At 56.9% G+C, this 20,310-nt stretch carries 19 protein-coding genes; 8 read left to right on the top strand and 11 right to left on the bottom strand.

Annotated features, from left to right (window positions below):
• Window positions 1-3: 3 nt before the first annotated feature.
• Window positions 4-1,050: an ADP-heptose--LPS heptosyltransferase RfaF gene (rfaF, locus tag ACHH0Z_RS17325; protein WP_008502706.1), complete on the bottom strand. Its 1,047-nt coding sequence runs from the start codon at window positions 1,048-1,050 to the stop codon at window positions 4-6.
• Window positions 1,051-1,052: 2 nt separating this feature from the next.
• The gene (gene rfaD, locus ACHH0Z_RS17320; RefSeq protein WP_008502707.1) at window positions 1,053-1,985 is read right to left on the bottom strand and encodes an ADP-glyceromanno-heptose 6-epimerase; all 933 of its coding nucleotides are present in this window, start codon (window positions 1,983-1,985) and stop codon (window positions 1,053-1,055) included.
• 215 nt (window positions 1,986-2,200) lie between these two features.
• On the opposite strand from rfaD, the gene kbl reads away from it, so the two are divergent.
• The 3 genes from kbl to ACHH0Z_RS17305 all read left to right on the top strand — a co-directional run bounded on the left by kbl (window position 2,201) and on the right by ACHH0Z_RS17305 (window position 5,374).
• Window positions 2,201-3,397 carry a glycine C-acetyltransferase gene (kbl, locus tag ACHH0Z_RS17315; protein WP_023294809.1) on the top strand — a complete coding sequence of 399 codons (1,197 nt, stop codon included), beginning with the start codon at window positions 2,201-2,203 and terminating at the stop codon, window positions 3,395-3,397.
• Window positions 3,398-3,406: 9 nt separating this feature from the next.
• Window positions 3,407-4,432 (top strand): L-threonine 3-dehydrogenase, encoded by a 1,026-nt coding sequence (tdh, locus tag ACHH0Z_RS17310; protein WP_045406933.1) that lies wholly within the window; start codon window positions 3,407-3,409, stop codon window positions 4,430-4,432.
• 141 nt (window positions 4,433-4,573) lie between these two features.
• Window positions 4,574-5,374 (top strand): glycosyltransferase family 2 protein, encoded by an 801-nt coding sequence (locus ACHH0Z_RS17305; protein ID WP_008502710.1) that lies wholly within the window; start codon window positions 4,574-4,576, stop codon window positions 5,372-5,374.
• A 3-nt stretch (window positions 5,375-5,377) separates the two neighbouring features.
• Here ACHH0Z_RS17305 and ACHH0Z_RS17300 read toward each other — a convergent pair whose 3' ends face one another.
• Genes ACHH0Z_RS17300 through gpmM form a run of 3 tightly spaced genes read right to left on the bottom strand, consistent with a single transcriptional unit; the run spans window position 5,378 to window position 9,151 of the window.
• Window positions 5,378-6,310 (bottom strand): divergent polysaccharide deacetylase family protein, encoded by a 933-nt coding sequence (locus tag ACHH0Z_RS17300; protein ID WP_045406934.1) that lies wholly within the window; start codon window positions 6,308-6,310, stop codon window positions 5,378-5,380.
• A gap of 3 nt (window positions 6,311-6,313) precedes the next feature.
• Entirely contained in the window at window positions 6,314-7,573 is a 1,260-nt protein-coding gene (gene envC, locus ACHH0Z_RS17295) for a murein hydrolase activator EnvC (RefSeq protein ID WP_025910576.1), read from the bottom strand.
• Between the two features lie 33 nt (window positions 7,574-7,606).
• The gene (gene gpmM, locus ACHH0Z_RS17290) at window positions 7,607-9,151 is read right to left on the bottom strand and encodes a 2,3-bisphosphoglycerate-independent phosphoglycerate mutase (protein ID WP_045406936.1); all 1,545 of its coding nucleotides are present in this window, start codon (window positions 9,149-9,151) and stop codon (window positions 7,607-7,609) included.
• A 247-nt stretch (window positions 9,152-9,398) separates the two neighbouring features.
• Here gpmM and ACHH0Z_RS17285 point away from each other — a divergent pair, with 247 nt between their 5' ends.
• From ACHH0Z_RS17285 to cysE, 5 genes are all read left to right on the top strand, one after another.
• Window positions 9,399-9,830, top strand: coding sequence for a rhodanese-like domain-containing protein (locus ACHH0Z_RS17285; RefSeq protein ID WP_008502714.1), 432 nt, complete (start codon window positions 9,399-9,401; stop codon window positions 9,828-9,830).
• A gap of 11 nt (window positions 9,831-9,841) precedes the next feature.
• A complete protein-coding gene (grxC, locus tag ACHH0Z_RS17280; protein ID WP_008502715.1) occupies window positions 9,842-10,093 on the top strand; it encodes a glutaredoxin 3 in 252 nt (83 codons plus the stop codon).
• A gap of 32 nt (window positions 10,094-10,125) precedes the next feature.
• On the top strand, window positions 10,126-10,593 hold the full coding sequence (gene secB, locus ACHH0Z_RS17275; protein ID WP_008502716.1) for a protein-export chaperone SecB: 468 nt from the start codon (window positions 10,126-10,128) through the stop codon (window positions 10,591-10,593).
• Complete coding sequence (gpsA, locus tag ACHH0Z_RS17270; RefSeq protein WP_008502717.1) at window positions 10,593-11,612, top strand: NAD(P)H-dependent glycerol-3-phosphate dehydrogenase; 1,020 nt, start codon at window positions 10,593-10,595, stop codon at window positions 11,610-11,612. The genes secB and gpsA overlap by 1 nt, the downstream gene beginning before the upstream one ends.
• Window positions 11,613-11,686: 74 nt before the next feature.
• Window positions 11,687-12,508, top strand: coding sequence for a serine O-acetyltransferase (gene cysE / locus ACHH0Z_RS17265; RefSeq protein WP_008502718.1), 822 nt, complete (start codon window positions 11,687-11,689; stop codon window positions 12,506-12,508).
• Here cysE and trmL read toward each other — a convergent pair.
• The 6 genes from trmL to ACHH0Z_RS17235 all read right to left on the bottom strand — a co-directional run bounded on the left by trmL (window position 12,505) and on the right by ACHH0Z_RS17235 (window position 20,117).
• On the bottom strand, window positions 12,505-12,978 hold the full coding sequence (gene trmL, locus ACHH0Z_RS17260; protein ID WP_021242431.1) for a tRNA (uridine(34)/cytosine(34)/5-carboxymethylaminomethyluridine(34)-2'-O)-methyltransferase TrmL: 474 nt from the start codon (window positions 12,976-12,978) through the stop codon (window positions 12,505-12,507). The genes cysE and trmL overlap by 4 nt on opposite strands.
• A 45-nt stretch (window positions 12,979-13,023) precedes the next feature.
• Entirely contained in the window at window positions 13,024-14,364 is a 1,341-nt protein-coding gene (locus ACHH0Z_RS17255; protein ID WP_045406939.1) for an aromatic acid/H+ symport family MFS transporter, read from the bottom strand.
• A gap of 181 nt (window positions 14,365-14,545) precedes the next feature.
• On the bottom strand, window positions 14,546-15,733 hold the full coding sequence (gene lldD, locus ACHH0Z_RS17250; RefSeq protein WP_008502721.1) for a quinone-dependent L-lactate dehydrogenase: 1,188 nt from the start codon (window positions 15,731-15,733) through the stop codon (window positions 14,546-14,548).
• Window positions 15,730-16,503 carry a transcriptional regulator LldR gene (gene lldR / locus ACHH0Z_RS17245; RefSeq protein WP_023294814.1) on the bottom strand — a complete coding sequence of 258 codons (774 nt, stop codon included), beginning with the start codon at window positions 16,501-16,503 and terminating at the stop codon, window positions 15,730-15,732. Before lldR ends, lldD begins: the two co-directional genes overlap by 4 nt.
• Window positions 16,500-18,155, bottom strand: a complete 1,656-nt coding sequence (gene lldP / locus ACHH0Z_RS17240; RefSeq protein WP_039267048.1) for an L-lactate permease — start codon at window positions 18,153-18,155, stop codon at window positions 16,500-16,502. The genes lldR and lldP overlap by 4 nt, the downstream gene beginning before the upstream one ends.
• 279 nt (window positions 18,156-18,434) lie before the next feature.
• Window positions 18,435-20,117 (bottom strand): DUF3320 domain-containing protein, encoded by a 1,683-nt coding sequence (locus tag ACHH0Z_RS17235; RefSeq protein ID WP_241772291.1) that lies wholly within the window; start codon window positions 20,115-20,117, stop codon window positions 18,435-18,437.
• Between the last annotated feature and the right edge of the window lie 193 nt (window positions 20,118-20,310).

Raw genomic sequence — 20,310 nt, 5'->3', positions numbered from 1 at the left:
CCGTTATCCTTCTTCGCTCAACAGCAGTTCGTTAAGCTCTTCAAGAACGCGCTGCGGGGTAATGTCGATCAGACTCTGATGATAACCTTCAGCGGCATCGCCTTTGCGCACCTTGTGGTAGCCAGTGATCAGGCGAATAACGCGCGCTTTATGGGAAAGCGGAGGCGTAAAGTCCGGGCTGCTTGGCCCATAAAGCGCCACCAGCGGACGGTTGAGCGCAGCGGCGACGTGCATCAGGCCTGAATCGTTGGTAACCACAGCGTGGCAGGCAGCAATCAGGATAACCGCCTGCTCAAGCTGCGTTTCTCCCGCCAGGTTGCGGCACCAGGCCTGCTGTTCATTACTGAGCGTCGCGAGAATTTCGTTGCCCGCCTCGTGGTCTTTTGCCGAACCGAACAGGACAATCTGGTAGCCTTCGTCGATCAGCTGTTTCGCCAGCTCTGCATAGTGGTAGTGCGGCCAGCGTTTTGCCGGGCCGAACTCGGCGCCAGGGCAGAAGCCAATCATCGGACGTTCAGCCGAAAGGCCAAACGCGCTGCAGGTCTGGGATTTTTCACCGTCGTTAACCTGAAGCTGGGGCCAGAGCAGCGGCTGCGGCAGGTCTTTCGCGCTGCGCATCACGCCTTTGTCATAGGCCAGCGCCACGTAGCGCTCCACCATTAATGGCCAGGCCGCTTTATCCAGCACGCGCGCATCGTTCAGCAGGCCGTAGCGCATTTCGCCGCGCCAGCCGGTGCGATGCGGAATGCCCGCAAAGAAGGGCACCAGGGCAGATTTAAAGGAGTTGGGCAGAACATACGCGCGGTCATACCGCTTCTCGCGCAGGCTATGGCCGAGCTTGCGGCGTTCGCCAATTTCCAGCGCCCCGTGGCCGAGCGGCATCGGGATCGCTTCATTCACTTCCGGCATACGCGATAACAGCGGACGGCACCACGCGGGTGCCATCACGTCGATTATCGCCTGGGGATAGCGCGCCTTGAGCGTGCGATAGAGACTTTGCGACATCATCATGTCGCCCACCCATGACGGGCCGATCACCAGAATCTTCATACTTACGCGTCGCGGTTCAGCCAGGCCATATACTCCGTTACGCCTTCGGCAACGGTTTTGAACGGCTTGTCATAACCCGCTGCGCGCAGGTTAGTCAGGTCAGCCTGGGTGAACGCCTGATAGCGGCCTTTCAGCTTGTCCGGGAACGGAATGTACTCGATGCTGCCTTTTTTGTGGTACGCCAGCGTGGCGTCAGCCACCGCCTGGAAGGACTCTGCGCGGCCGGTACCCAGGTTGAAGATGCCGGACACGCCGTTTTCCCAGAACCACAGGTTTACGGCCGCCACGTCGCCCACGTAAACGAAGTCACGCTTAAAGCCGTCGCTGCCTTCGAACAGTTTTGGACTTTCACCGTTATTCAACTGGGTGTTCAGGTGGAACGCCACGCTTGCCATGCTGCCTTTGTGGCCTTCGCGCGGTCCGTAGACGTTGAAGTAGCGGAAGCCGACGATCTGCGAGTTCGCTTCTGGCAGTACCTGACGCACGTACTCGTCGAACAGGAATTTGGAGTAGCCGTAGACGTTCAGCGGCTGCTCATATTCGCGGGACTCGATGAAGTCCGAGGTGCGCCCGCCGTAGGTGGCAGCAGAAGAGGCATACAGGAACGGAATTTCACGCTCCAGGCAGTAGTGCAGGATCTCTTTGGAGTACTGATAGTTGTTGTCCATCATGTACTTGCCGTCCCACTCTGTGGTGGAAGAACACGCACCTTCGTGGAAGATGGCTTCGATCTCGCCGAACTCTTCACCCGCCATAATCTGGATAAGGAAGTCTTCTTTATCCATGTAGTCAGCGATGTTCAGATCCACCAGGTTAACGAACTTGGTGCCGTCTTTCAGGTTGTCAACCACCAGGATGTCGGTGATGCCTTTGTCATTGAGAGCCTTAACAATATTGCTGCCGATAAAGCCTGCGCCGCCGGTAACGATGATCATAACTGTAACCTTTGAAGTGTGGAGCCCGGGGACAATCCCGGACGCTAATGTTTCTATCATATCATTAGTATGGCTGCCCTTCAGCCATTCACCGACATAGCGCAAGGGTACACGTGATTTATGCTGCAAAAACGACAAGAGATGACGTGTCATCTCGTCATGAACTATAGGTTTGGGTAATATGTCCCGAAATTTGCCGAGTCTGGAGAATTGCAATGCGTGGTGATTTTTACAAACAGTTAAACAGCGACCTTGAGACCGCACGTGCGGAAGGGTTGTTCAAGGAAGAGCGTATTATCACGTCTGCACAGCAGGCGGACATCACCGTTGCCGACGGCAGCCATGTGATCAACTTTTGTGCGAACAACTACTTAGGTCTTGCGAATCACCCTGAGCTGATTGCCGCGGCAAAAAACGGCATGGATACCCACGGTTTTGGTATGGCCTCCGTACGCTTTATCTGCGGTACCCAGGACAGCCACAAGCAGCTTGAGCAAAAGCTGGCGAACTTCCTCGGAATGGAAGACGCCATTCTCTACTCCTCCTGCTTCGACGCCAACGGCGGCCTGTTCGAGACCCTGCTCGGCGCAGAAGATGCGATTATCTCCGACGCCCTGAACCACGCCTCCATCATCGACGGCGTGCGCTTGTGTAAAGCGAAGCGTTTTCGCTACGCCAACAACGATATGGTTGAGCTGGAAGCGCGCCTGAAAGAGGCCCGTGAAGCGGGCGCTCGCCATGTGCTGATCGCCACCGACGGCGTATTCTCCATGGACGGCGTGATCGCCAACCTGAAGGGCGTGTGTGACCTGGCGGATAAATACGACGCGCTGGTGATGGTCGATGACTCTCACGCGGTCGGTTTTGTCGGCGAAAATGGTCGCGGCTCCCACGAATACTGCGACGTAATGGGCCGCGTGGACATCATCACCGGCACGCTGGGCAAAGCGCTCGGCGGCGCATCCGGCGGCTATACCGCTGCGCGTAAAGAGGTAGTGGAGTGGCTGCGCCAGCGCTCGCGTCCGTATCTGTTCTCCAACTCCCTGGCACCGGCGATTGTTGCCGCCTCCATCAAAGTGCTGGAGATGGTGGAGTCCGGCGCTGAACTGCGCGACCGCCTGTGGTCCAACGCGCGTCTGTTCCGTGAAAAAATGAGCGCAGCAGGGTTCACCCTTGCCGGTGCTGACCACGCGATCATTCCGGTGATGCTGGGTGATGCGGTCGTGGCGCAGAACTTTGCCCGCGAACTGCAGAAAGAAGGGATTTACGTCACCGGGTTCTTCTTCCCGGTGGTGCCAAAAGGTCAGGCGCGTATCCGCACCCAGATGTCTGCGGCGCATACGCCTGAACAAATTGAACGTGCGGTGGAAGCCTTTACCCGCATCGGTAAACAGCTGGGCGTCATTGCCTGAGGACGTGTGATGAAAGCGTTATCCAAACTGAAAGCGGAAGAAGGGATTTGGATGACCGACGTGCCGGAACCGGAAGTCGGTCATAACGATCTGCTGATCAAAATTCGTAAAACGGCTATCTGCGGTACTGACGTTCACATCTACAACTGGGACCAGTGGTCGCAGAAGACCATTCCTGTACCGATGGTTGTCGGTCACGAATATGTCGGTGAAGTGGTGGGTATCGGCCAGGAAGTGAAAGGCTTCAAAATCGGCGACCGCGTCTCCGGTGAAGGTCACATTACCTGCGGCCACTGCCGTAACTGCCGCGGTGGGCGTACGCACCTGTGCCGCAATACCATCGGCGTGGGCGTGAACCGTCCGGGCTGCTTTGCGGAATATCTGGTGATCCCGGCCTTTAACGCCTTCAAAATCCCGGACAATATTTCTGACGATCTGGCCTCCATTTTCGATCCGTTCGGTAACGCCGTGCACACGGCGCTCTCCTTCGATCTGGTCGGCGAAGACGTGCTGGTCTCCGGCGCGGGCCCCATCGGCATTATGGCGGCAGCCGTGGCGAAGCATGTAGGTGCGCGCAACGTCGTGATCACCGACGTGAACGAATACCGCCTGTCGCTGGCGCGCAAAATGGGCGTCACCCGCGCGGTGGATGTCTCGAAAGAGAGCCTGACCGACGTGATGGATGAGCTGGGCATGACCGAGGGCTTTGACGTGGGTCTGGAGATGTCCGGTGCGCCACCGGCGTTCCGCACCATGCTCGACACCATGAACCACGGTGGCCGTATCGCGATGCTGGGTATCCCGCCGTCAGATATGTCCATCGACTGGAACAAAGTGATTTTCAAGGGGCTGTTCATCAAGGGTATCTATGGTCGTGAGATGTTTGAGACCTGGTACAAGATGGCGGCGTTGATTCAGTCCGGTCTGGATCTGTCCCCGATTATTACTCACCGTTTCTCCATCGATGAGTTCCAGCAGGGCTTTGACGCGATGCGTTCCGGCCAGTCAGGGAAAGTGATTCTGAGCTGGGATTAACCGCGAAAGCGCCTTCGGGCGCTTTTTTTACGGCCTCTTCACGTTTCTTACATCCGCAATCAGATTATTTCGATTTTTCCTTCGCTTTTTTACCCGCACACTTATAAAGTTTGTTGACGATCCGTTTACTTTACAGAGCCTATGTTCAAGCTTACCGTTTGTTTATTGACCTGTAATTCTGCGCGTTTGCTTCGCGAGGTGATTCCTCCGCTGCTGACGGTGGCAGATGAAATTGTCGTTCTGGATTCCGGCAGTACGGATGCCACCCTTTCTATTTGCCGCGAGTACGGCCTCTCCCTTCATCATCACCCCTATGCTATGCATGGCGTGCAGATGAACCATGCGATCGATCTGGCGAGCAATGACTGGGTGCTATGTATGGATAGCGACGAGATCCTGGACGCGGAAACGGTCGACTTTATTCTGACCCTGAAAGCCGGGGATGAACCTTCCGCCGATCGCGCCTGGCGTATCGCCCGCTACTGGCACGTGCTGGGCGAGGAGGTGCGTACAATCTATCCTGTTTCCTCGCCTGATTTCCCGGTGCGGCTGTTTAATCGTACCCAGGCTCGCTTCAACCAACGACCCGTAGATGACAAAGTTGAAGGTAAGATTGTCGCCGTGAAAATGCCGGGGCGGGTGCGTCACGACACGTTTTATAACCTGCATGAAGTGTTCAACAAGCTCAACAGCTACACCACCCGGCTGGTGAAGTACCAGCCGGCTCGGCCTTCGATCGGACGCGGCATCATCAGCGCCATCGGGGCGTTCTTCAAATGGTATCTGTTCAGCGGAGCCTGGCGTCAGGGCAAGGTTGGGGTCGTGACGGGTCTGTATGCCACAGCCTACAGCTTTTTGAAATATTTCAAATCCTGGTATCAGCATCAGGAGAAAAAAGAGCCCGTTGCGAATGAGCAGACGGACTCTCAGATTGCGAAATAAGCGTCAGGCTTTCTTACCCCATCCCTGCCACTGCTGCTGGACGTATTTCACCAGCGTACTGTTACTGATGCTGTCTCCGATGACGGAGAAGAAGCGGGTCGCGTAGACCGGTTCTAGCGGCTTCTTCGGTACGCAGCGCTTCACGCCGCGGAACGGATTACGCGGCGCCGTCGGGGTGGGCTGCGCAGAATTCGGCGTAGAGGTATCCACCTGCGGCTCATTCAGCAGATCGCTCGGGCGCACCAGCGTGATATCGGAAGGTAAGGTCGGCAGCATTTGCTGCAGGACGCGGACGGTAGACGGGTGGGGGTGACCGATGGCAATGGCCGAACCATTGCGGCGGGCCAGCTGTACCGCGCGATTAAACTGCACGCGAATATCGGCTTCGTTCTGGGTATCATCCAGGAACACCTTGCGCTTAATCACCTTTACGCCCGTTCCCTGAGCGGCGCGCATTGCCTGGCTGTTGCCGATGGTCATGCTGTCGAGGAAGTAGAGGTTATAGCGCTCCAGCGCCTGCATCACTTTGAGCATCCCGTACAGGCTCGACGTCATCGCGCTGCCCATATGGTTGTTCAGCCCTACGGCATACGGCACCTTGTTGTAGGCGTCGCGGATGATGCGCTCGATCTCCTCGCTGCTCATATCCGGGCGCAGGGTATCTTTTTCCAGCGGCTGCTTGCTGAGCGGGGCCATAGGCAGGTGGATGAGAACCTGATGCCCGCTGCTGTGGGCTTTGGTCGCCATCTCACGCGCGTGGGGGGCATTCGGCAGGACGGCAACGGAGATGGCCGACGGCATCGCCAGCACCTGGTTTTCATAATGTGGGCGATAACCGAAGTCATCAATCACGATAGCGAGCTTACCGGCGTATACCGGTGCAGCCAGCGCCAGCGCGCTGACGACGGAGAAAACGATTCGACGAAATTGAAGCAAAACTTATCTTCCCAACCACGGCTGTGGATTGACCGCCTGACCCTGACGACGAATTTCGAAATAGAGTGACGGGCGGCCCTGACCGCCACTGCTGCCCACAAGGGCGATGGGTTGGCCAGCGCGCACCTGCGTGCCGACGCTGACCAGCGCGCTCTGGTTGTAGCCGTAAAGACTCATGTCGCCTTTACCGTGCTCGACCACCACCACAAGCCCGTAACCCTGCAGCCAGTCGGCCAGAATCACGCGGCCATCGGCGATGGCTTTCACTTCGCTACCTTCAGACGCACCGATAACGATCCCTTTCCAACGTAGCTCACCCTGCAGCTGTTCGCCATAGCGATGCAGAATTGAACCGCGAACGGGCCAGAAAGCCTGACCGCGAGGAGAGCCGAGGCCGCCGGTACGCGACATCAGGGAACGTTCGCTTTCGCTTGGCTTGTAGGTGGTCCCTTTGCGGGAGGCTTCCTGCTGCTTGTCGCGAACGGCCTGCGCCTCGCGAGCCTCTTTTTCGGCGCGCGCTTTCGCCGCGGCTTCCGCACGGGCGATGCTGTTACGCAGTTTCGATTCGTTGGCGCGCATTTCGCTCAGCTGGCTCTGCCCTTCCTGAATCGAGGACTCGAGACCGGCCAGGGTTTTCTTGCGCTCGTTGCGCGCCTGCTCAAGCTTTGCCTGCTGGGCCTGCTGATCGTAGAGCAGCGTCTGCTGCTGGCTCTGCTTCTCTTCCAGCTCGGCTTTTTGCGTGGAAACCTCTTCGCGCGTCTGCTTCAGCTGCGCGATCGTCTCCTGACGCGCCTGGTTCAGATAGCCAAAGTAGGCCTGCAGGCGCTGGCCGCGCTGGCTCTCTTCGCCGCTGAGGATCAGCTGGAGTCCGGTATGTTCACCCTGGCGGAATGCGGCATCAAGCTGTGCGGCAAGGTTGCGCTCCTGCGCATCGCGCTGGCGCTCCAGTTTGGCAATCGACGCGTTCATCTCGTCGATCTGCTTATTCAACTGGGCAAGGGTGTTTTGCGTTTCACGGAGTTTACGCGTGGCAGCGGAGATGGCCTCTTCCTGCTGCTTAAGCTGGGCGAGCAGGGCGGCGCGCTGCTGCTGCTGTTGGCGTACCGCACGCTCTTTGGCGGCGATATCGGCCTGAATGGATTTCAGCTGGTCGCGGTCATCCGCGTGGGCGGATGCGGCGCACAGCAATACGCCAGCGCTGAGTGCGCTGGCGTAAAACAGAGGTCTGACTGATAACCTAAGCGGCTTCACGACCCATGTGATTGAAAAAATCGCCTTTCCCCTCATGGGGAGCGATTATTCCACGATGAACAGCGGCTTACCAGTCATCTCTTCAGGGATCGGCATACCCATCAGCGACAACATGGTTGGCGCGATGTCAGAAAGCTTGCCGCCTTCTACGGCCTGCACTGATTTATTACCCACATAAATCAGCGGAACCGGCAGGTTAGTGTGGGCGGTGTGCGCCTGTCCGGTCGCCGGGTCGCGCATCTGTTCAGCGTTACCGTGATCCGCGGTGATCAGCAGCTGGCCGCCAACGGATTCAACCGCTTTCGCCACCTGCTCAACGCAGTGGTCCAGCGCTTCAACCGCTTTCACTGCCGCTTCCATCACCCCGGTATGACCGACCATGTCGCCGTTCGGGTAGTTACAGATGATGGTGTCGTATTTGCCGCTCTCGATGGCCGCAACCAATTTTTCAGTCAATTCTGCGGAGCTCATTTCTGGCTGCAGATCGTAGGTGGCGACTTTCGGGGAGTTGATCAGAATACGTTCTTCGCCTTTGAACGGCTCTTCAACGCCACCGTTAAAGAAGAAGGTCACATGCGCGTATTTTTCCGTTTCGGAAATACGCAGCTGCGTTTTGTCGTTCTTCGCCATCCACTCACCGAAGGTGTTTGCCAGCGAGGCGGGTGGGTACGCACACGGCGCTTTGATGTCTGCGGCGTATTCGGTCAGCTGGATGAAGTCGATGTTTACCACTTTCTTACGGGCAAAACCGTCGAAGTCGCTGTTGACGAACGCACGGGTGATTTCGCGCGCGCGGTCAGCGCGGAAGTTCATGAAGATCAGCGCGTCGCCGTCTTCCATGGCGGCATCGGCCTGGCCTTCAGCGCGAATCACGGACGCTTTCACGAATTCGTCGTTTTCATCGCGTGCATAAGCCGCTTCCAGCGCTTTAACGGCGGTCGCGAACTGGAATTCCCCTTTTGCCAGGGTCAGCAGGTCATAGGCCTGTTCAACGCGATCCCAGCGGTTGTCGCGGTCCATGGCGTAGTAACGACCAATGATGGAGGCTACGCGGCCTTTGCCCAGCGCGGCGAATTTGTTCTCGAAGGCTTTCAGGGAGCCTTCCGCACTGCGTGGTGGCGTGTCGCGACCGTCCAGGAAGGCGTGCAGATAGATTTTTTCCGCACCGCGCTCAGCGGCCAGTTCAACCATTGCCATGATGTGATCTTCGTGGCTGTGAACGCCGCCAGCAGAGAGCAGACCCATGATGTGAACGGCCTTGCCAGCAGCAACGGCTTTATCAACCGCGCCACACAACGTTGGGTTGGAGAAGAAGGTGCGTTCTTTGATTTCAACGTCCAGACGCGTCAGGTCCTGATACACGATACGCCCGGCGCCCAGGTTAACGTGACCGACTTCGGAGTTGCCCATCTGGCGGTCCGGCAGGCCCACTTCCAGGCCAGACGCGTCAATCAGCGTATGCGGACGTTTTGCCCACAGGGCATCCATGACCGGGGTTTTGGCGTTGAAAATAGCGTTATCCTGGCTGTCTTCACGGTAGCCATAGCCATCCAGAATCACCAGTACCATAGGTTTTTTAGAAACCGACATTGCGACAACCTCATGCTCAAGAGTCAAAATTTGCGTAATTTTACTACAGCTGAATCGATCAAATAGCCGCAGAAGATCAAAGAAAGCGCAGGGGCAAGGGACTCGCCAGACCATTTTGAGGCATTTTTTTAGGTGGCATGCCGCAGAAAATGGATTAGGTTAGGGTCGCTGGCTGTATTTGCCAGAACGCACAGGTATACTCCTGTCCTGGTTTTTTTAATCACTAAGTCGGGAGTAGTTACCCTCCATGCAAGAAATTATGCAATTCGTTAGCCGCCATCCGGTTCTGAGCATCGCGTGGATTGGCCTGCTGGCTGCTGTGCTGTTCACCACATTTAAGAGCCTGACGTCTAAGATTAAGGTTATCACCCGTGGTGAAGCGACGCGTCTGATTAACAAAGAAGATGCTGTCGTGGTCGATCTGCGCCAGCGTGACGATTTCCGCAAAGGGCACATTGCAGGTGCGATTAACCTGCTGCCTGCTGAAATCAAAGCGAACAACGTGGGCGAGCTTGAGAAGCATAAAGCCCAGCCGATTATCGTTGTTGACGGTACCGGCATGCAGGCGCAGGAATCCGCGAGCCTGCTACATAAAGCAGGCTTCGAAAACGTATCTGTGCTGAAAGAAGGCATTTCCGGCTGGAGCGGGGAAAATCTTCCTTTGGTACGCGGTAAATAAGGAGTTCAGTCATGGCCCATATTGAGATCTACACCAAAGCGACGTGCCCGTTCTGCCACCGTGCGAAAGCGCTGCTGAACAGCAAAGGCGTCACGTTCCAGGAACTGCCGATTGACGGTGACGCGATTAAACGCGAAGAGATGATCCAACGTAGTGGTCGTACGACGGTTCCACAGATTTTTATTGATGCGCAGCACATTGGCGGCTGTGATGACTTGTATGCGCTCGATGCCCGTGGTGGACTCGATCCGCTGCTGAGCTAAGAGACTTTAGGACAATTAAAAAGGGTATTTCCATGTCAGAACAAAGCAATAATGAAATGATTTTCCAGATCCAGCGCATCTACACCAAAGATGTCTCTTTTGAAGCGCCAAATGCGCCGCACGTTTTCCAGAAAGACTGGCAGCCAGAGGTTAAACTTGATCTGGATACCGCATCAACCCAACTGGCTGATGACGTGTATGAAGTCGTACTGCGTGTGACCGTGACCGCTTCTCTGGGCGAAGAGACTGCTTTCCTGTGTGAAGTACAGCAGGGCGGTATCTTCTCCATCGGCGGTATCGAAGGCAACCAGATGGCGCATTGCCTGGGTGCGTACTGCCCGAACATTCTGTTCCCGTATGCACGTGAATGCATCACCAGCCTGGTTTCTCGCGGTACATTCCCGCAACTGAACCTTGCGCCAGTTAACTTTGATGCGCTGTTCATGAACTATCTGCAGCAGCAAGCTGGCGAAGGTGCTGAACAACATCAGGATGCCTGATGAGCACTGTTAATGCGTCAATGACTGTGATCGGTGCCGGCTCATACGGCACCGCTCTTGCCATCACGCTGGCAAGAAATGGTCACGATGTGGTCCTGTGGGGCCACGACCCAAAACATATCGCGACGCTACAGCGCGACCGCTGTAACGTGGCGTTTCTCCCGGACGTTCCGTTCCCTGACACCCTGCACCTTGAAAGCGACCTTGCGACCGCGCTGGCGGCCAGCCGCAACATTCTGATTGTGGTTCCGAGCCATGTCTTTGGCGATGTGCTGCGTCAGATTAAGCCGCTGATGCGCCCGGATGCGCGCGTTGTCTGGGCGACGAAAGGACTGGAAGCCGAAACCGGACGCCTGCTGCAGGACGTTGCCCGCGAAGCGCTGGGTGATGCGATCCCGCTGGCGGTCATCTCCGGCCCGACCTTTGCGAAAGAGCTGGCCGCTGGCCTGCCGACGGCGATTTCACTGGCCTCCACCGATCGGGCCTTCTCCGACGATCTCCAGCAGTTGCTGCACTGCGGCAAGAGCTTCCGCGTTTACAGCAACCCCGATTTTATCGGCGTGCAGCTGGGCGGCGCGGTGAAGAACGTGATTGCGATTGGCGCCGGGATGTCCGACGGCATTGGTTTTGGTGCCAACGCCCGTACGGCGCTGATCACCCGCGGTCTGACCGAGATGTCCCGCCTGGGCGAAGCGCTGGGTGCCGATCCGGCCACCTTTATGGGGATGGCTGGCCTGGGCGATCTGGTGCTGACCTGTACCGACAACCAGTCTCGTAACCGCCGTTTTGGCATGATGCTCGGACAGGGCAGCGATGTGAAAGACGCGCAGGAGAAGATTGGCCAGGTGGTTGAAGGCTACCGCAATACCAAAGAAGTCCGCGAGCTGGCGCACCGTTTCGGTGTCGAAATGCCAATAACCGAGGAAATTTATCAGGTATTGTATTGCGGAAAAAATGCGCGCGAGGCAGCATTGACCTTATTAGGTCGTGCGCGCAAGGACGAGCGCAGCAGTAACTAGTCGGAACCGTTGTCACCTGAATGACCCAGCCAGCGCAGAACTGGCTGGTCATTAACTATCGTCTGGAGTAAGCAATGCCGTGTGAAGAACTGGATATCGTCTGGAATAACATTAAAGCCGAAGCCCGGGCGCTGGCCGACTGTGAGCCTATGCTGGCCAGTTTCTACCACGCAACGCTACTCAAGCACGAAAACCTCGGCAGCGCGCTGAGCTATATGCTCGCCAACAAGCTGGCGTCCTCGATCATGCCCGCGATTGCGATTCGTGAGGTGGTGGAAGAGGCTTACGCCGCTGACCCGGAAATGATTGCGTCTGCCGCCTGTGATATCCAGGCCGTGCGCACCCGTGACCCGGCGGTCGATAAATATTCTACGCCGCTGCTGTACCTGAAAGGCTTTCACGCCCTGCAGGCGTACCGCATTGGCCACTGGCTATGGAATGAAGGCCGCCGCGCGCTGGCGATCTTCCTGCAAAACCAGGTTTCCGTGACGTTTCAGGTTGATATTCACCCGGCGGCGAAGATTGGCCGCGGGATCATGCTCGACCACGCCACCGGGATCGTTGTCGGGGAAACAGCGGTGATTGAAGACGACGTCTCGATCCTGCAGTCGGTTACCCTGGGCGGTACCGGGAAAACCAGCGGCGATCGCCATCCGAAAATTCGTGAAGGGGTGATGATTGGCGCGGGTGCCAAAATCCTCGGCAATATCGAAGTCGGACGCGGCGCGAAGATCGGCGCAGGCTCCGTGGTGCTCCAGCCGGTGCCGCCGCACACCACTGCCGCTGGCGTACCGGCGCGCATCGTCGGTAAGCCAGACAGCGATAAGCCGTCCATGGATATGGATCAGCACTTCAACGGCATTCACCATACCTTCGAGTATGGTGACGGCATTTAACTTCTGAGAATGGCGCCAGGATAACCCAGCTGGCGCCACGCTTCATACACCACCACCGACACCGCGTTCGACAGGTTCATGCTGCGGCTGTCCGGCATCATCGGAATACGGATTTTCTGCTCGGCGGGCAGGGCATCCAGAATCGTGGCCGGCAGGCCGCGGGTTTCCGGGCCAAACATCAGATAGTCACCTGCCTGATAGCTCACGGCGCTGTGCGCTGGCGTGCCTTTGGTGGTCAGGGCGAACATGCGCTGCGGCTGCTCTGCTTCCAGAAACGCGGCGTAATCGTGGTGGCGAATAACGGCGGTAAATTCATGGTAGTCCAGCCCCGCGCGACGCAGGCGTTTGTCGTCCCACGTAAAGCCCATCGGCTCAATGATGTGCAGACGAAAACCGGTGTTGGCGCACAGGCGGATGATATTGCCGGTGTTCGGCGGAATTTCTGGTTCGAATAAAACGATGTTAAGCATGCTGCCCCCTTAATTGCGGGGGCAGAATAGCAGAAAAGAGAGGAACTACGCGACGCCGGGTTCCTGCGAGCGGCTGTACAGCATTTTGTAGACGGTTGCCGCCGCGGCCACCAGGGCGGGCACGCTGAGGATCATTAAAATACTGTCCGCCTGCCACTGCATGGAAAGAAGCTGGGCGCTGGTCATGGTGCCCGCCACGCCGCCAAAGCGGCCGATGCCCTGCATCCAGGCGATGCCCGTCGCGCGGCACTCGGTAGGGTAAAAGGTGGCGGCCAGGGTCTGCATGCCCGACTGCGCACCGTTCATCGCGATCCCCATCAGGAAGATCAGCCCGCCAAACAGGGCGATATGGTTATGCTCAATGCCCAGTAACAGAATAAGGCCCATCGTCAGGACGAAACCACACGCAACCACCCTGTGCGCTTCCCAGCGGTCCATCATCCAGCCTGCGAGCAGGATCCCCGCGGTACCGCCGAAGGTGAACAGCGAAGTCAGCCATGCGGATTCCGCCAGGGCATAGCCCATGCCCTGCATCAGCGTCGGCATCCAGCTCAGCAGGACGTAATAAATCACCAGTCCCATAAAGTAGGTGATCCACAGCATCAGGGTGCCGGGTAGCCAGGGCATGGAAAACAGCTGCGACACGCTCCCTTTTTTCGACGCGACCTTCTCCTCCGCCAGGAAAAAGCCCGTGACGCCCTCCAGCGTGCTGCGCGAGAACCGGCTGGCGATACGGCGGATCAGCATGACATCTTTCCCGCGCTGCACCAGAAACTTCACCGACTCCGGTAAAAGCAGCGCCAGCAGCAGCGTTAAAACCAGCGGCGCAATTGCGCCGGTCAGCAGCACGCTTCGCCAGCCGTGGTGGGGAATCAGCCAGGACGAGATCGCGCCGCCGCCCGCCGCACCCAGCGGGAAGCCGCAGTACATGGTATTGATCGCCATCGCGCGACAGCGCTGGGGGGCAAACTCGGAGATCAGCGTAATGGCGTTCGGCATGGCGGCACCGAGCCCCAGGCCGGTCAGGAAGCGCCACAGCGTCAGGGTATTCAGGCTTTGCGCCCAGGCCGTCCCCAGGCTCGCAAGGCCGAAGAACAGGCACGAAAAGACCAGCACGCGCTTGCGGCCCATCCGGTCCGATACCGGACCGGCGATCAGCGCGCCCAACGACAGCCCCAGCAGCGCCGCGCTCAGCACCGGCCCCAGATCCTGCTTATGGATCCCCCATTCTGCCGACAGCGTGGGCGCGATGTAGCCCATTGCCGCCGTATCAAAGCCATCGATCGCCAGAACCAGAAAGCCCAGCACAATGAGCAGCCAGTGAAACCCTGAAAAGCGGCTGTCGTCGATCACCTGCTGAATATCCACCTTACCTGAATAGGTCATACGCTCCCCTCTGATGTGATGTTGTTTTTGTGTTCTTGTCTTTGCTTGTCTATACAATTGCGGGCGACAGGTAGATGTCAAATTTTCTTATCCAATATGTTATCTGGATGTTATTTTTGGCATAAAAAAGCGCCCGAGGGGGAGATCGGACGCATGAGAAGAGGTGTTAACGAGGGGTAATTCAGGCCGCGTTTCCCTGAGCAAGCGGAGCCAGCGCTGCCGGTAATTTGCTTAACTCCTGAACCAGAGAATCCCTGCTGATTTCGCTAATCGTTTTTGCACCGGTCAGCGTCATCGCCACCTTCATCTCTTTTTCGATCAGGTTAAGCAGATTCGCCACACCCGCCTGGCCCGCGGTCGCCAGGGCGTACAGATACGCGCGCCCCAGCAGCACGCTGTCGGCACCCAGTGCAATCATGCGCACCACGTCCAGCCCGTTGCGGATCCCGCTGTCGGCCAGGATGGCAATATCGCCTTTCACCGCATCGGCAATGGCCGGCAGGGCGCGGGCGGAGGAGAGCACCCCGTCGAGCTGGCGGCCGCCGTGGTTAGAAACCACAATCCCGTCTGCGCCAAAGCGTACCGCGTCGCGGGCATCTTCCGGGTCGAGGATCCCCTTGATCACCATCGGGCCATCCCAGAATTCGCGTATCCACTCCAGGTCTTTCCAGGAGATGGACGGATCGAAGTTGTTCGCCAGCCAGCCGATGTAATCCTCCAGCCCGGTGGGTTTACCCAGATACGCCGAGATATTCCCCAGATCGTGTGGACGACCGTTCAGGCCGACGTCCCACGCCCACTGTGGATGCGTTACCGCCTGCCAGTAGCGGCGGAGCGCCGCATTTGGGCCGCTCATGCCGGAGTGCGCATCGCGGTAGCGCGCGCCGGGGGTCGGCATATCAACGGTAAAGACCAGCGTGGAGCAGCCCGCCGCTTTGGCGCGCTCCAGCGCGTTACGCATAAAGCCGCGATCCCGCAGGACGTACAGCTGGAACCACATTGGCCGCTTGATGGTCGGGGCGACCTCTTCAATCGGGCAGACCGAGACGGTAGAGAGGGTAAACGGAATGCCTTTGGCATCTGCCGCGGCGGCGGCCTGCACTTCACCACGGCGGGCGTACATGCCGCATAAGCCCACAGGCGCGAGCGCGACCGGCATGGAGAGCGTTTCGTTGAACAGTTTCGTCTCAAGGCTGAGGTCAGACATATTCTTCAGCACGCGCTGGCGCAGCGCCACCTCCGACAGGTCTTCCACGTTGCGGCGCAGGGTGTATTCGGCATACGCCCCGCCGTCAATGTAGTGGAACAGGAACGGGGGCAAAATGCGCTGCGCCGCGGCGCGATAGTCACTGGCTGCTGAAATAATCATGCTTTGTTCTCCCTGGAAATATCACTGTCGCCAGGCAGACGGGTAATACGCGCCTGTCGGGCCTGGTCTTCATCGAATCGTTTAATCGTGGTATGCACGAAACCGAGATGCGCCATCATCGCTTTGCGTGCGGCCTCGGCATCACCGGCCAGAATGGCGTTGAGCACCGCCTCGTGTTGTTCGGTCAGCTGGGCAAACACCGGCGGAACCAGATACATCCGCTGGCGGCTCTGCTTCACGGAGGATTGCAGCAGGTCGAAGAACCCGCGCATGGTCTGGAGCAGCACGACGTTGTGCGACGCCTCGGCAATCGCCAGGTGAAAACGCACGTCCGCCTGGGAGGCGATGTCCGGGTCGCTGCTTTGCGTGGCCTCAAAGCAGGCGATGAGTTTCTCTTTGTCGGCGTCGGTTGCCCGCATGGCCGCGTGCCAGGCGGTACTGGTTTCGATGGCGTGACGCGCTTCAAGGATGTCGAAGCTGTAGTCCGGGTCGTTCTCCATCAGCGTTTTCAGCGGCTGAACGATGTTTTGCTCGGACCAGTCGTCATGCTGCCAGCGTACAAAGGTGCCGCCGCCGCGACGGCTTACCAGCACCCCTTCGCTGACCAGCGTTGCCAGCGCCTCGCGCAGTGAATTGCGCGACACGCCAAGCTGGGCGGCGAGCTGGCGTTCGGCGGGCAACTTCATGCCCGCTTCCAGCTGTTGTTCTTCAATCAGCGCCCGCACGCGAGAGGCAATCTCGTCGGACAGGCGTCTGGGCATCACTATCATGGGATCATCCAGGTTAAGACATAGGCCTGCAGGGTGGTGATCACCCCGACCATGCAGGTGAATATCAGGCTGTGTTTCACGGTAAAGCGGAACAGATCCGACTCTTTACCGACCAGTCCCACCGCCGCACAGGCAATGGCAATGGACTGCGGGGAGATCATTTTCCCGGTCACGCCGCCCGTCGTGTTTGCGGCCACCAGCAGCACGTCCGACACGCCAATCTGCTGGGCCGCCGTTGCCTGCAGTGCGGCAAACAGGGCGTTAGACGAGGTATCGGAACCGGTCAGGAACACCCCCAGCCAGCCGAGGAACGGCGAGAAGAAGGTGAAGGCGTGGCTGGTATGGGCCAGCGCCAGTGCCAGCGTCGACGACAGACCGGAGTAGTTCGAGATAAACGCGAACGCCAGCACCATGCCGATGGAGTAGATCGGCAGCATCAGCTCTTTTACGGTCGCCGCAAAGGTCTGTACCGCCGCCGCAGGCTTCATGCGCAGCCACACCACGGAAAGAATAGCGGCAAACAGGATGGCGGTCCCGGTGGCGGAGAACCAGTCGAATTTATAGACCGCGGCATACGGCGTGGCGGCGTGCACCACCGGCGGCATACGGGCGACCATCTTGTCGAGGAACGGCACCGAAACGTTAATGACCATGTCGTACAGCGCGCCGCCCGGGGCGAACAGGGCTTTAAACGGCGGGATGCTCCACAGCGTAACCGTGGCGGTCAGGAACAGGAACGGCGACCAGGCGCGGATTACCTGGCCTGCGGTGTAGCCGGTGCGGGCCAGCGTTTGATCGACCTGTGAGGCGCCCATGTCGGCGAAGCGGAAAATACGGACCGGCTGCCAGCGTTTCAGGAACAGCGTCAGGCAGACCAGCGACACCAGCGAAGAGATGATGTCCGGCAGCTCCGGGCCAAGGAAGTTCGAGCTGAGGTACTGGGCAATCGCGAACGAACCGCCCGCCACCATCACCGCAGGCCAGGTCTCCTTCACGCCGCGCCAGCCGTCCATAATCGCCATGATCCAGAAGAGGACGATAATGGTCAGGAACGGCAGCTGGCGGCCGACCATCTGACCAATCTCAAAGCTGTCCAGACCGGTCACCTGGCCCGCGACCAGAATCGGAATACCCATCGCGCCAAACGCCACCGGCGCGGTGTTCACAATCAGGCACAGGCCCGCGGCATACAGCGGGTTAAAGCCCAGCCCCACCAGCAGCGCGGCGGTGATCGCCACCGGTGCGCCAAAGCCTGCCGCGCCTTCCAGAAACGCCCCGAAGGAGAAGCCGACAATCAGCATCTGCAGGCGCTGGTCCGGCGTGATGGAGAGAATCGACGAGCGGATGATGTCGAACTGCCCGGTTTTCACCGAGATTTTATAGACGAAGACCGCCGCGATGATGATCCACGCAATCGGCCACAGGCCGTAGAAGAAACCGTAGACGACGGAGGCCAACGCGCGATCGACCGGCATCTTGTAGAAGAACAACGCCACCAGCAGGGCGATGGCGACGGTGTACGTCGCGGCAAGGTAGCCCTTCAGCTTGAGCTTAATCAGCGCAAAGAAGAAGAACAGGATCGGCAGCGATGCGATCAGGCTCGACAGCCAGATATTTCCGGCCGGGTCGTAGTTTTGTTGCCAGAGGCTCATGCAGGTCTCCTGGGGACCAGACAGCCTGCGCTGCGGGTGAGTCTCCGCTCATCTCAGCGTCACAGTCTGTGTAAAAGTGGTCCTGCCAATGTTGTGTTGTAGGGTTAATGACAATGAATGGTTAACCAGATGTTATGAGCTAGCAATGGTTTTGTGAGCGCAAATAATGGAATTGTGAACCGGGGAATAAAGAAAAGGGGGATTGGTTGGGCCAATTTGAAGCGGGGGCTCCACAGTATGATGGTGGGCCCCGCAGAAGAGTTAATCGAATTTCAGCAATTAGACAGCATTTTGAATAGAAGCGGTCTCCCCGATGACTATCAAACCATCTTGTTGCTTAAGACGGTTATCTTTAATCTCCAGCTCAATAACATCGGAGATCACTTTTCGAAGAACACTACTGGTTGATTTAAAACCAAGCATCCTTGAGACAGATGTAATGATTTCATCTTCAGTTGCTCCCAGGCTTGCGCTAACGATGTCAAATATACCCGAAGCGATTTCTATAGGTGCGATCAGTTCTGGTTTACGCAAGCCTGCAGACAAGACGTTCTGTCTGTTACGAAGTCGAATAGTTACTTCCTTGTGTATGAAAAATTCATGTTCCTTATAAATATTACCTTTCCTGCAGGCAATTTGAGCAGCATGACTAACAACGCTTTCTATCCGTGCACCAGCTCGTTGTAATCCCCATGCGGAGCGAAGACGAGTTATTACCTCGTTAATATGGATAGGAGATTCTGTGAAGACTATTTTTTCAACCATGTCAGCAAGTATGCCGGTTGGTGTTTCATGTAAAGCATATGAAAGATTGGCTTCGGGCTGTGCTTCTTCATAACTCACAGACTTGTCATTAGCGGAATCAGTTCTATCAAAACCAACCTCAATAACGTCTTCTCGTTCAACTGCCACGATATCAACAGGAACAGCTCGGGAACGCCCGTATGTATGTTCTGCTCTGCTATTCAGTTCTGCTTTTGCATTATCAATAGCATCAATAACTTTTTGCAATTGTTCCTCTGGTCTTTGGAACCAATCCGTACTCCAGATTCGGTGTATTATCCAACCATGATCTTCAAGTACGGCCTGACGTAAACGATCACGCTCTCGGGCAGACCGAGAGGAATGATAAGCACTGCCATCACATTCGATCCCGAGAAGATAACGTCCCGGTAATTCAGGATCGGCAATTGCTAGATCGATAAAGAAGCCAGCAATTCCTACTTGCGGGTGTACTTGATAGCCTCGGTTCTGAAGTGCTGAGGCGACTTGTTCTTCAAATACGCTATCCATCGGACGCCCGGAAGCTGTGGACATTGATAAGCGTCCTGTACGGGCATATTGAAGGAATAGTTTGAACGCTATTACGCCAACACCTTTCGCTCGCTCAAGATCAATATCTTCATCGGTGATCGATGCAAAAACCTCACATCGACGTTTTGCACGGCTAATCAGCACATTCAGCCGTCGCTCACCACCTTGCGAACCCAGAGGGCCAAATCGCATTGCCAGATAGCCTTGTTTATTACGCGCATACCCTACAGAGATCATGATGACATCACGTTCATCACCTTGGATATTTTCCAGGTTTTTAATGAAGAATGGCTCTCCTGGATGGGAATTAAAGAAATCCTCATATTGAGGATTTAAACGGCGAAGAACCTCTAATTCATCCTGAATAGCCTTACGTTGTGAAACCGAGAATGTTGCGACTCCCAGTGACAATTCGGGATTCTGCTGTACATGCTCAAGAATTGCGGTAGCAATTCTTTTTGCCTCAATAGGGTTGGCATTACCTGCACCTGATTCGAAAACACCGTTTTCAACATAATGGAATCGCAAGCCCATACCCGCCTCTTCAGTGTATGGGCTTGGTACTATAAACAATTTGTTTTCGTAGAACTGACTATTAGAAACCGCAATAAGCGACTGGTGTCGACTACGGTAATGCCAGCGGAGCATTCGCTGTGGCAAGCCTCTGGCAACAAACAATCCAAGTATGCTTTCGATATCTGCTACTTGCGTCGATGACCTGCCCCCACGATTAGATACAACACTCAGTTAGTAACGTCGGAATCTTCATTCTCAGAATGACCCTTTCTCCAGCCCGCTGCAAATTCAGACGGTGTCTGATAATTCAGCGTGGAGTGCGGGC

This window comes from Enterobacter cloacae complex sp. 2024EL-00227, assembly GCF_043945315.1.
Lineage (GTDB): Bacteria > Pseudomonadota > Gammaproteobacteria > Enterobacterales > Enterobacteriaceae > Enterobacter > Enterobacter roggenkampii.
Note: the sequence above shows the minus strand (reverse complement) of the source record. Positions and strands in the feature narration are given on the sequence as shown.

Coding starts and splice junctions, on each gene's coding strand:
- rfaD (WP_008502707.1), bottom strand. CDS start 1,985: ATGATCATCGTTACCGGCGGCGCAGGCTTTATCGGCAGCAATATTGTT.
- ACHH0Z_RS17305 (WP_008502710.1), top strand. CDS start 4,574: ATGTTCAAGCTTACCGTTTGTTTATTGACCTGTAATTCTGCGCGTTTG.
- gpmM (WP_045406936.1), bottom strand. CDS start 9,151: ATGTCGGTTTCTAAAAAACCTATGGTACTGGTGATTCTGGATGGCTAT.
- gpsA (WP_008502717.1), top strand. CDS start 10,593: ATGAGCACTGTTAATGCGTCAATGACTGTGATCGGTGCCGGCTCATAC.
- ACHH0Z_RS17285 (WP_008502714.1), top strand. CDS start 9,399: ATGCAAGAAATTATGCAATTCGTTAGCCGCCATCCGGTTCTGAGCATC.
- grxC (WP_008502715.1), top strand. CDS start 9,842: ATGGCCCATATTGAGATCTACACCAAAGCGACGTGCCCGTTCTGCCAC.
- lldP (WP_039267048.1), bottom strand. CDS start 18,155: ATGAGCCTCTGGCAACAAAACTACGACCCGGCCGGAAATATCTGGCTG.
- kbl (WP_023294809.1), top strand. CDS start 2,201: ATGCGTGGTGATTTTTACAAACAGTTAAACAGCGACCTTGAGACCGCA.
- lldD (WP_008502721.1), bottom strand. CDS start 15,733: ATGATTATTTCAGCAGCCAGTGACTATCGCGCCGCGGCGCAGCGCATT.
- ACHH0Z_RS17235 (WP_241772291.1), bottom strand. CDS start 20,117: ATGCTCCGCTGGCATTACCGTAGTCGACACCAGTCGCTTATTGCGGTT.
- secB (WP_008502716.1), top strand. CDS start 10,126: ATGTCAGAACAAAGCAATAATGAAATGATTTTCCAGATCCAGCGCATC.
- ACHH0Z_RS17255 (WP_045406939.1), bottom strand. CDS start 14,364: ATGACCTATTCAGGTAAGGTGGATATTCAGCAGGTGATCGACGACAGC.
- tdh (WP_045406933.1), top strand. CDS start 3,407: ATGAAAGCGTTATCCAAACTGAAAGCGGAAGAAGGGATTTGGATGACC.
- cysE (WP_008502718.1), top strand. CDS start 11,687: ATGCCGTGTGAAGAACTGGATATCGTCTGGAATAACATTAAAGCCGAA.
- trmL (WP_021242431.1), bottom strand. CDS start 12,978: ATGCTTAACATCGTTTTATTCGAACCAGAAATTCCGCCGAACACCGGC.
- rfaF (WP_008502706.1), bottom strand. CDS start 1,050: ATGAAGATTCTGGTGATCGGCCCGTCATGGGTGGGCGACATGATGATG.
- lldR (WP_023294814.1), bottom strand. CDS start 16,503: ATGATAGTGATGCCCAGACGCCTGTCCGACGAGATTGCCTCTCGCGTG.